The sequence below is a fragment of the Ignavibacteriales bacterium genome, assembly GCA_026390815.1.
Classification (GTDB): domain Bacteria; phylum Bacteroidota; class Ignavibacteria; order Ignavibacteriales; family SURF-24; genus JAPLFH01.
This window is the reverse complement of record JAPLFH010000058.1, coordinates 22645-34145: the sequence shown is the minus strand read 5'-3', so window position 1 is coordinate 34145 and position 11501 is coordinate 22645. Positions and strand designations below refer to the sequence as shown.

The window sequence follows — 11501 nt, the reverse complement described above, 5'->3', positions numbered from 1 at the left end:
GAGATTGGCTTCACCTCGCGGTGTTGCGACCCGTTGTACCGACCATTGTCGCATGTGTGTAGCCCTGGACATAAAGGCCATGAGGATTTGACGTCATCCCCTCCTTCCTCCAACTTTTAGCTGGCAGTATCGCTAGGGTGCACCCTTGCGGGTTAGCAACTAGCGACAGGGGTTGCGCTCGTTCAAGGACTTAACCTTACATCTCACGACACGAGCTGACGACAACCATGCACCACCTGTATACATTGCCCCGAAGGGAAGGTCTATCTCTAGACCGATCAATGCTATGTCAAGTCCTGGTAAGGTTCTTCGCGTTGCTTCGAATTAAACCACATACTCCACTGCTTGTGCGGGCCCCCGTCAATTCCTTTGAGTTTCAACCTTGCGATCGTACTCCCCAGGTGGAATACTTAATGCGTTAGCTGCGACACTGAGTATTTCTACCCAACATCTAGTATTCATCGTTTACAGCGTGGACTACCAGGGTATCTAATCCTGTTTGCTACCCACGCTTTCGCGCCTCAGCGTCAGTGTCAGACCAAGAGACCGCCTTCGCCACTGGTGTTCTTCCAGATATCTACGTATTTCACCACTACACCTGGAATTCCGTCTCTCTCTTCTGAACTCAAGATTTGCAGTATCAAAGGCAGTTCTACAGTTAAGCTGTAGGATTTCACCTCTGACTTACAAACCCGCCTACGCGCCCTTTACACCCAGTAAATCCGGACAACGCTAACCCCCTACGTATTACCGCGGCTGCTGGCACGTAGTTAGCCGGGGTTTTCTCTGAAGGTACCGTCAATTTAATACCCTTACGAATATTAATTTTTCGTCCCCTCTAACAGGAGTTTACAACCTTACGGCATTCATCCTCCACGCGGCGTTGCTGGGTCACCCTTCCGGGCATTGCCCAATATTCCTCACTGCTGCCTCCCGTAGGAGTCTGGACCGTGTCTCAGTTCCAGTGTGGCTGATCATCCTCTCAGACCAGCTACTGATCGTTGCCTTGGTAAGCTTTTACCTTACCAACTAGCTAATCAGCTGCAAGCTCATCCATAGACGTTTCATTGCTGAAACTTTAACAACATCATCATGCGATGCCGCTGCATTATTAGGTATTAGCGCCGATTTCTCGACGTTATTCCAAATCCGTGGGCAGATTACTTACATATTACTCACCCTTGCGCCACTTTACTAAGAATATTGCTATTCCTTTCTCGTAGACTTGCATGTGTTAGGCACGCCGCCAGCGTTCGTCCTGAGCCAGGATCAAACTCTCCGTTGTAAATTATTTAAAATTTTGTAATCAACAGAGATATAATTCAATTGAAACCATTACTGACAGGTTTTTTACACTCACTTTTTCAAAGAACATCCATAAAAATTGGACTTAAAAAATAATGCAATGATTCATAAAAGTCAAGTGATTGTAGCAAAAAAGATAAAATAATTATTCTATTTCTAGAAGAAACTTCTGGAAAATTTAATTTGTCATTCCTACGAAAGCAGGAATCCATTGAATTTATTTTAGATTCACACTTTAGTGGGAGTGCCGCTCAACTAATTATTAATTTTTCAAAAGTTTCTAGAAATAATTTTTTACTGAAGTGTTTACAATTCTGATAGGTGTTGTTCAGTGTCTGCCATATTTTTTTTTTTGGAGTATATTTATAATAAATTAATCTTACAGTAGACAAATTTTATTTGACATTTAGAGATTATTATTTGTATTTTTCAATGTAATAATAATGTTTTCAAGTATTTTTTTCCGGAACTATTTTTAGGTTTTATTGTTTTAAATGGTGAGGTTTTATAGATTTTTGATACGATTTGTATTGAATAGTTAATCTGTTTAACAAAGTAGGAAGGGAAGGTTATATGAAAACATTAAAATCCAGGATTGAAAATCCCTTGAGTGACTTAATTAGTGATGAAATTTTTGAATTATTAAGTAGCAAAGGGCTAATTGATGAAAAATCAGTTAGAGATTATCAAATCAGAAATAAGTTTAAGGAGTTAAGAGCTTCTAAACTTAGTGCCAGCGATGCAATTGATGCATTAAGGGATGAATATCCTTATTTACAGTTTGATACTATACGAAAAATTGTATATCAAATTCATAAATGATTTTTGGCTCCGCCAAGTTCACTCCCCAGAATTTGGCAATTATGGAGTCGGCCCAGTGTCCCCCCCAACACTGGGCTTTTAAATTTTAATATTTGAGATTAAATATGGCAAAATCTAAAAAGATAAGTAAACCACAAAAATTTATTTCCTCATCTCCATTTACTATCTATTGGGATAAAGGAAATTACTATTTTTTGTTGATTGGAATTGTTTTACTGATAATAGGCTTTTATTTAATGTCTGTTGGTACTTGGGACAGTCCTATTGCATTGATAGTATCACCCATTACATTAATTATTAGCTATTTTTTAATTATTCCAACTTCAATATTTTATAGGAAAAGACAAGATAATAAAAAATCAGTAAACTGAACTTTTCCAAAATTTTCATCTTTAATTGCATTTTAACAAGAAATTGTAATTAGGTAATTTTAATTAAAATTAATGAGAATTAGTTTTGATCGATTTGTAAATCTTCGCTTATTATTAAGTGTTGAGGGAATAGGTCCTCTTAAACTTCGCAACTTACTTTCAAAATTTAAATCTCTTGAAAAAATTCTAAACTCAAGCACAACTTCTTTAATCCAAGCTGAAGGAATCGACAAAATTCTTGCTACAAGAATTTCGAATATCAGGTTAACAAAAAATAAACTTCAAATTAATTTAGAAAAAGAATATGATCAGCTTTTAAAAATTGGTGGAAGTGTACTTACTGTTTGGGATACCGAATACCCGGAATTATTAAAAAAAATTTACGATCCGCCATTAATTTTATACATAAAAGGGAAATATTCAGAATTTGATAAATTTGCTCTTTCAATAGTTGGAACAAGAACTCCAACAGCTTATGGTAAGAATCAGGCAGAAAGATTCTCATCCGAATTTGCAAAACAAAATATCCCAATAGTTAGTGGCTTGGCTCGTGGAATTGATTCTATTGCACATAAATCAACTCTAAGGATTAATGGACGAACAATCGCAATACTGGGTACTGGTTTGGACGTCATATATCCACCCGAAAATAAAAAATTGTTTGATGAAATTTCTGAAAAGGGATTAATAATTTCTGAATATCCTTTAGGAACAAAACCCGATGCACAAAATTTTCCAAAACGAAACCGTATAATTTCCGGTTTAACTTTAGGTACTTTAGTTATTGAAACCGCATTGAATGGCGGGGCAATGCAAACAGCTTCTTTTGCACTTGATCAGAACAGAGAAGTATTTGCTATTCCAGGCAATATTGATGTTAAACAAAGCGAAGGAACAAATCTTCTTATTCAAAAAGGTGAAGCTAAACTTGTTTTAAATCCAGAAGATATTTTACAAGAGTTAGAGTTAAAATTAAAACCAGTTATTGGAAAGAATATTCCAAAACCAAGCATCGAGTTATCAATTTTTGAAGATAAAATTATTTCTAATCTAACAAATACTCCAATCCAAATAGATAAAATTTCAGAATTGACTTCAATGTCAACTTCGGATTGTCTTGTTCATTTACTTTCACTGGAATTTAAGGGGTTAGTTACACAATTGCCCGGCAAAATGTTTGCTCTAATCTGATCAATATTTTTTCCGATTCTTCCAAAGACTTTTCAATCTTTCTTTCAGGGATTTTTCCTGCCCGTTTTCAGAGGGAAAATAATATTGAGCATTTTTTAATTCGTCTGGAAGATAATTTACTTCTACAAAATGATTATCAAAACTATGAGGATATTTATACTCTTTTCCATAACCAAGCTCTTTCATAAGTTTGGTTGGTGCATTTCTTAAATGAAGAGGAACCGCAAAAAGCTCTTTATTCCTTACATCGGATAGTGCACTTTCAATCCCCATATACGAAGAATTACTTTTTGGACATGATGCTAAATATGTAACACACTGAGCAAGAATAATTCTTCCTTCCGGCATCCCAATTTTATCAACGGCGCTAAAGGCAGCTTCGGCAAGAAGCAATGCATTTGGTGATGCGTTACCAACATCTTCGGAGGCAAAAATTACCATTCTCCTTGCAATGAATAAAGGGTCTTCCCCGCCTTCAAGCATTCTTGCCATCCAATACAAGGATGCATCAGGATCGCTGCCTCTAAGGCTCTTAATGAATGCTGAAATGACATTATAATGTTCTTCACCAGCTTTATCATATAAAATATTCTTTCTCTGCAGTACATTTTCAATTACAATTTTGGAAAGATTTATTACTTCAGAATTAGATTCCTGTATATAAGCAGCTTCTAAAATATTAAGAAGAATTCTGGCATCTCCGCCGGAAGCAAAAATTAAAAAATCTTTATCGATCTTTTCCACCTTTCTTACAGAAAGAAATTCATCCTTCAATAATGCATTGTCTAAAATATTTTCCAAATCAGATTTCGAAAGTTCATCTAAAACAAAAACGCGGCATCTCGATCTTAAAGCTGGAATAACTTCAAATGAAGGATTTTCTGTAGTGGCGCCAATAAGAATGATTAATCCAGATTCAACTGCTGACAAAAGTGCATCCTGTTGTGCTTTATTAAAACGATGGATTTCATCAATAAATAAAATTGTTCTTTTGTTATAAAGTTTATTCTGTTCAGCTTTAATAATTATTTCTCTAAGGTCTTTAACACCTGATGAAACAGCGTTGATTTTATAAAATTCTGATTTGGTTTTCTGAGCTATAATTCTTGCTATTGTAGTTTTTCCACTACCCGGAGGACCCCAAAGAATAAACGAACTTAGATTATCATTCTCTATCATTAATCGAATCGGTTTTCCCGTTCCAAGCAATGCTGTCTGTCCTTGAAATTCATTCAGGTCAATTGGTCTGACTCTTTCAGCTAAAGGAACCGATGATATTTTTATTTTCTCGCTTAGCATCAACTTTAAAATAATTTTTATTTACAAATGATGATGAAGTATTCTGTTATAAATTTTATTCGATTTTGCTGTATTGTGCAAAGTACTTACTTTGCTTCCACCCTTATGACTTTTTCACCCTTTGCTTTCATGTGATATTTTTCCCGGGCAACTTTCTCAATTTTGGAATCAACTGATTTTAAAGAATCAATTTCATTCCGGAGATTTTTATTCTCATTTTCCACTTGCTTGATCTGGTCATTTAATTTATTCTTTTGATTAACCAAATCAACATATTTTAATATGCCAAACCGGTTGAATAAAAAGAATGAAATCACAGCAATGAAGATTAGAAAGTAAATAAAATATTTTATTTTACTTTTTTTTCCGGCGTTTTTCATTTTATTGCCAGTTGAATAATTCTTTCTAATAAATCGCCAAAACTTATTCCCGCAGCTTTTGCCATTTTGGGAACAAGACTTGTGTTAGTCATTCCAGGCAAAGTGTTTACTTCAAGGCAATAGGTTTTAAATTCATTCGTCATTCTAAAATCAATTCTACCATAACTTTTTCCACCTACTGATTGGAAGGCAAGCAGTGCTTGATGTTGAAGATGCCGGGCTATGGCAATAGGAATTTGGGCAGGAACAATATATTCGCTCATGCCACTTGTGTATTTGCATTCATAATCGTAAAGATCATGCTTTGGTTTAATTTCAAGAACCGGAAGAGCTTCATTATCAAGAATTCCAACTTCAATTTCTTTTCCGGGTATATACTCCTCAATCAAAACCTTATCAGAAAACTTTCGCGCTATTTCAACTGCCGGCTGTAATTCTTCTTCACTTCTGCATAAGGTTAAACCAATCGTAGAACCCTGATCATTTGGTTTAATTATACAGGGGAAGCCAAAAAACTTTTTAGTCTTTTCAATTACTACCTGGAAATCCTTATCCCACTTTTCAACTACAAACCATTTTGGTGTAGCAACATCATAATGCTGAAACATGATTTTCGAAACATTTTTATCCATAGCTAAAGCACTTGCAAGTACACCGGCTCCAGTGTATTTAATTCCTCTCAATTCCAACAATGCCTGGATTGTTCCATCTTCTCCCCATTTACCATGAAGTCCAATAAAAACTAAATCCACATCATCCAGCAACGAAGAATTAATTGCAATTCCACAATTGCGATTGGTAATCTCTGCAAAATCCTTTTCGGAGAAATAATCTTCCTCTTTTGTAGGTTGGTTCAAACCATAAGCGGGATCTATTAATATTACTGAATATCCCAACTCCTTCAGAGAGTAATAAATACTTTTTCCTGACGACTTAGATACTTCTCGTTCTGGTGAAGTTCCTCCTATTAAAAGAGCAATTTTCAATTTCTTAATTCCATCCATTAAATTTTAGTTATTGTTATAAATGTTATTTGATATTTGATTTAGCTCCATACACTTTTTCAGCAATAGAGTATAACTCAATTACATTTTTCCTGGAAAGAATTTTTTCTCCCCCCAGTAATTTTGCGACAAAAATAGTTTTTGCAGTATGCTCCAGTTTTTCCATCTTATAAAAAGCATCTCTGATGTTTTTACCAAGGGTAACTGCTCCGTGATTTGCCAGCAGCATTGCCCAAGCTGTTTTAATATATGGTTCCATTGAAGAAGTAACCGCTTTGGTTGAGGGAGTGGCGTATTTACAAATTGGAATTTTTCCTAAAGTTAAAATTACTTCCGGAAAAACTGGTTTATCCAATGCCAAACCGGAAGCCGCGAATGCCGTTGCAAATACCGGATGACAGTGGATTACTGATTTTACTTCTTCCCTATTTTTGTAAACAAAAAGATGCAGTTTAAATTCAGTTGAAACTTTTCCGCTGCCTTTAAGAATTTTCCCATTCTCATCAATTTCCAGCAAATCTTTTTCGCAAAGTTCACCTTTAGATTTGCCAGATGGAGTTATAAGAAATCTGTTTTTAGAAATTCGGCATGAAAGATTTCCATCTGTTGCAGCAACAAATCCTTGTTGATAAACCTTATGGCAAGCTTCAATTAGTTCTTTCCGTAAAGACATTTTCTCTCAAGTTCTTCCATCAATTTCATATTTATCATTCCATCCTTTCCGGTAATAGGAAGTGGTTGATTATTTAAAAAAGATTTTTGTATAGCACGTAAAGTATAAAGTAACTTATTTCCTCTTTTCCTGAATGCTTTTTTACCTTCTCCATTTAAATCTATAATCAGCTTACACGGAGAAGTTCTTTTACCAATTAAATTTTCTATACTGATACAACCTTTATAGCCAAGTATTTCAACTCTATTAAACGCCTTCTTTGTATTATAGGAAACGTTAAATTGCCCATACCCGCCTTTTTCAAATTTAACTATTGCTGCCGCAAAATCATCTACTTCACTTTTATAAATAATGTTATCCATAACTCCCTGGATTTCCAAAATCTCACCACCAAAAAACCTTAAAAGATCAATCATATGAGTGCCGACATCTCTAAGTGCTCCACCACCGCTTAATTCTTTTTTGAATCTAAAATTTTCATTGGGCATATAATCCATATTAAAGTTTACACTTATTGAAACAATTTTACCCAGCATTCCTTTTTCAATTATTTCCTTTGCTTTAACAACTATTGGATGAAAGCGGTGAACATAATTAACCGACAACAAAACATTATTTGCCTGGCAGACCTCAACCATTTCTTTTGTTTGTTCAAAATTTATTGCCAAAGGTTTTTCGCAATGAATATGTTTACCCGATTTGGCAGCTTCAATAACCTGGTAGTAGTGATTTATATTAGCACTTCCAATGTAAACACAATCTATGTCGCTTTTTAGAAATTCAGAATAATTATTAAACGCAAATTGCGCTCCAAATTTATCTGCCAAAGTCTTAGCTCTGTTAATATCTGAACTGTATAGCGAAATCAATTTACTCTTTGGCATCAATTGCAAAGTTGGAATGAAAGCATTTTCTGTAAAACTGCCACAGCCGGCAACACCCCATCTTAATCTTCGTATAATTCTTTTATGAATATTTAACATTAGTTTTCCATTTTATAGATTCAACTTCTCCATCAATTTTAAAATTGGTTTGGAGCTCTGCATAATATAAAAATGAACACCTGCTACTTTTCTGTTTAATAATTCTTCTACCTGTTTGTATGCCCATTCTACACCAATCTCAATTACATGTTCAGGCTTAGCATTACTAACTTCCATAGCAAGATCTTCCGGAATATCAATATAGAAGTTGCGTGGAATATTAACTAACTGAGATTTGGATGTTATAATTTTTAATCCTGGAATTATCGGTGCGTTAATTCCTTCCTCTTTGCATAGTTCAAGGTATTTGAAAAATTTACCATTGTCATAAAACATCTGAGTAACAATATACCCTGCACCAGCTTCAATTTTTTCTTTGGTAAATTTAATATCAATTTTAATATTAGGTGACTCAAAATGTTTTTCAGGATATCCGCCTACACCAATACAAAAGTCCATTGGTTTAGCATCCAACAGACCTTCCTCTAAATATTTTCCTTTGTTAAGTGCGGAAATTTGTTTTACCAAATCAACTGCATATATGTTTGCACTCCTGCCGGAATGAAGCGGTTTTTTATAATTGTTCTCATCTCCGCGGATTGCAAGAACATTATCAATCCCAAGGTACAGAAGCTCTATTAAAAAATCTTCTGTTTCCTCTCGTGTAAAACCCTGACATAAAATATGCGGCACGGCATCAATATTATATTTATTTTGAATCAAGGCACAAATACCAAGTGTACCCGGTCGCTTTCGTTTTATCCTTCGCTGAATACCCTGGGGTGTTTCTTCATAGATAACTTCAGCCGCGTGACTTGTAATGTCTATAAATGGAGGATTGTATTTTGAAATTGCATCAATAATTCCAAGCAATCCTTTAATATCACCGCCTCGCTGAGGAGGTATAATCTCAAAGCTGATGAGCGGATTTGTTGATCGAGCAAGATGTTCTACTACTTTCATTTATCTTCAATTTTTTTACTGACAAATTTACTAAACTTCCAATTAAATTGTTTTTAAAAGAATGACCCGGGATTTTAGGCGGAATTTATTTTAGAATAAGTAGTTTGTAACCTGCATTCCTGATATGATCTTCGTTGGTGTTTATTGTAATGTATTTACCAGTAAGCCACATTCTGCTCATATCTTTATAATGATTAGAAAAAATATTTCCGGATTCTCCGGTGGGAAGAATTAATTGAAATTCTTCGGGCTTAGAAAAATCAAATAAGTAACGCATCGAAGGTCCCAGGATATTTTCGTATGGTTGGTTAAAAGAATATTCCGTATTGAAAATAGTAGTTCCATCACCTCCAACATTGTACGGACCAACATCAATATAATTATCCAGAGCAGAGATTTTTCCATGGAACATGTGTTTATGAACGACCTGGTGAAGATTTCCCCATTGCCAATCTGCCAGATTGCTGCCATACTTCCGCTCTAAGAATGTTAGAGCATCAGCCAAACTTTTCCGAATAATATCATCTCTACTTTCGCTTTTTGGAGTTTTTGTATTATCAAACCATGTAGAAGAATTTTCCTTTAACAATTTTGCTACGGTTCTGTATGGAACATTCGCTATAAAAATATATTGTTGAAAAAGATTCTTCCCCATCTCATCTTCAAAAATATTTTGCAAAAGATAATTAAAGAAAACATTGTATATAGCTGGAACCTGGCTGAATTCATCCATTGCAAAATTCCATTTCTTTAACAACTCTAAAGCTAAATTCAAATTTATATCTGTGATTTTTATATCTTGAAATGCGGAAAGGATGAATGGGGTAATTTCCCGTGCATATGGAGAAATAAAATCCATTTGAAAATTCTTAAAATCATTTATCGATAGTTTTGGTTTTGAATTTAACAGCTCATTTATTCTTGTAATTCTTGAAGGTGGCTCCCAAAGATTGGATATATGATAAGGAAAATTTTTAACCGTTTTATTATTTGCAGTAGCAATAAAATTTTCTGGTGGATTGTAGAGCGTTGGCATTTGTTCAAATGGAACAAATCCTTTCCAATCATTAATGTCTGTTGAACCATCATAAATAAAAGTTGGACTAACTGAATTTCGGATAGGAAGTTTAGCTGCACAGACATAACCGATATTCCCTTCTTTATCAGCATATACAAAATTTTGTCCAGGTGAAGAAAAGTTTTTTAATGCTTCCTTAAACTCAATCCAGTTTTTTGCTTTATTGATTGAATAAAAAGCAGGTAACTCATTACTTATATCAAGACCTGTCCAACGCATACTCATTACAGCCTGGCTGCCGTTTTTTACCGGATAGTTTTTATTAAGCAAATGAATATCCGAAACGATAGGTCCTCTATGAGTTTCTTTTACAGTTATTTTAACAACTGAGGAATCTTTAACATGTATTCTATAATCGAAAGTTTTTAGATCCATCCAATTACCGTTAAATAAATATTTCTTACCTGTTGAATCAATATGCTCGTTATAGAAATCAGCATCATCAGCCATTACATTTGTAAGCACCCATGATATATTTTGATTTTTTCCAATTACTATTGCTGGAATACCGGGCAATGTTACTCCTTCAGTTTTCCAATCCTTTCCCCTTATAACTGCAGCATACCACTTACCCGGAGCTTGAAAAGCTAAATGTGGATCGTTGGCAATTATAGGTTTTCCACTTGCAGATTTGGTTGCATTCACAACCCAATTATTTGATCCAATATGGGTCCCCTTGAATCCCATAAATGTTCGGAATGATTTTTCAACATCAATCAAACCTGTAGTTATTTTAGAGTAACTGGAAATTGCTGAAGGAATTATCGTAGGTGCATTCTCCGGATAGTCTGGTAAAATTTCTTTTACTTTTTCTTCTCCTAAACTTTGAACAAGATTTGAAAATGCAATATCTGTCCACCAGCTAATATTAAGCTCCCAAGCCATTAATTTACCAATAAGCAAACTTTGTTCAGGTTTCCATGGCTCGGGATCGTATTGTAAAACATCGAACTCAAAAGCGTACATTCCTTTGTATTCCTGGATATATGCATTCACACCTTCTGAATAGGCTTCTAATATATTTTTAGTTTCTCGATTTAATTGTTTCAGAACCTGCGTTGCAACTCTATCCATTCCAATAGTTTTAAACATCATATCGAATGCAAGAGTTTTAGAGCCAAAGATTTCACTCAACTTACCTTCACCAGCTCGTCTTGCAATATCCATCTGAAATAATCTTTCCTGAGCATGAACGTATCCTAATGCAAATGCAGCATCTTCATCAGTCTGCGAGAAAATATATGGAATTCCATAATCATCCCGGTATATTTCAACTTTGTTTGATAAACCAGGAAAATCCTTTTCACCATTGTAATCCGGTAAAGAATGCTGCAATAGAAGATAGAAAAGGAATATGCCGGCAGAAATTAAAACTACTGTAGAAACAAAAATTCCAATTGAAAGTTTAAACCAATTTGCCATAAATTCGTTT

10 protein-coding genes and 1 rRNA gene are annotated in these 11501 nt (G+C 34.7%); 3 read left to right on the top strand and 8 right to left on the bottom strand.

The features are described from left to right. A 16S ribosomal RNA gene (locus NTX22_18200) occupies window positions 1–1285 on the bottom strand; the annotation flags it as partial. 593 nt (window positions 1286–1878) lie between these two features. On the opposite strand from NTX22_18200, the gene NTX22_18195 reads away from it, so the two are divergent. The 3 genes from NTX22_18195 to dprA all read left to right on the top strand — a co-directional run bounded on the left by NTX22_18195 (window position 1879) and on the right by dprA (window position 3689). Beyond that, complete coding sequence (locus tag NTX22_18195; protein MCX6152463.1) at window positions 1879–2127, top strand: hypothetical protein; 249 nt, start codon at window positions 1879–1881, stop codon at window positions 2125–2127. 104 nt (window positions 2128–2231) lie between these two features. Then, window positions 2232–2498: a hypothetical protein gene (locus NTX22_18190; GenBank protein MCX6152462.1), complete on the top strand. Its 267-nt coding sequence runs from the start codon at window positions 2232–2234 to the stop codon at window positions 2496–2498. 72 nt (window positions 2499–2570) lie between these two features. Further along, window positions 2571–3689 (top strand): DNA-processing protein DprA, encoded by a 1119-nt coding sequence (dprA, locus tag NTX22_18185; GenBank protein ID MCX6152461.1) that lies wholly within the window; start codon window positions 2571–2573, stop codon window positions 3687–3689. Here the strand turns inward: dprA and NTX22_18180 are convergent, their stop codons facing one another. From NTX22_18180 to NTX22_18150, 7 genes are all read right to left on the bottom strand, one after another. Beyond that, on the bottom strand, window positions 3690–4988 hold the full coding sequence (locus NTX22_18180; protein ID MCX6152460.1) for a replication-associated recombination protein A: 1299 nt from the start codon (window positions 4986–4988) through the stop codon (window positions 3690–3692). It lies immediately after the preceding gene. A gap of 86 nt (window positions 4989–5074) precedes the next feature. Then, window positions 5075–5368 (bottom strand): septum formation initiator family protein, encoded by a 294-nt coding sequence (locus NTX22_18175; GenBank protein MCX6152459.1) that lies wholly within the window; start codon window positions 5366–5368, stop codon window positions 5075–5077. Continuing rightward, window positions 5365–6354 (bottom strand): D-alanine--D-alanine ligase, encoded by a 990-nt coding sequence (locus NTX22_18170; GenBank protein MCX6152458.1) that lies wholly within the window; start codon window positions 6352–6354, stop codon window positions 5365–5367. Before NTX22_18170 ends, NTX22_18175 begins: the two co-directional genes overlap by 4 nt. A 43-nt stretch (window positions 6355–6397) precedes the next feature. Then, complete coding sequence (locus tag NTX22_18165; protein MCX6152457.1) at window positions 6398–7045, bottom strand: class II aldolase/adducin family protein; 648 nt, start codon at window positions 7043–7045, stop codon at window positions 6398–6400. Beyond that, window positions 7024–8028 carry a Gfo/Idh/MocA family oxidoreductase gene (locus tag NTX22_18160; GenBank protein MCX6152456.1) on the bottom strand — a complete coding sequence of 335 codons (1005 nt, stop codon included), beginning with the start codon at window positions 8026–8028 and terminating at the stop codon, window positions 7024–7026. The genes NTX22_18165 and NTX22_18160 overlap by 22 nt, the downstream gene beginning before the upstream one ends. 12 nt (window positions 8029–8040) lie before the next feature. Then, complete coding sequence (locus NTX22_18155) at window positions 8041–8991, bottom strand: methylenetetrahydrofolate reductase (GenBank protein ID MCX6152455.1); 951 nt, start codon at window positions 8989–8991, stop codon at window positions 8041–8043. Between the two features lie 85 nt (window positions 8992–9076). After that, a complete protein-coding gene (locus tag NTX22_18150; GenBank protein MCX6152454.1) occupies window positions 9077–11491 on the bottom strand; it encodes a penicillin acylase family protein in 2415 nt (804 codons plus the stop codon). Window positions 11492–11501: the final 10 nt, after the last annotated feature.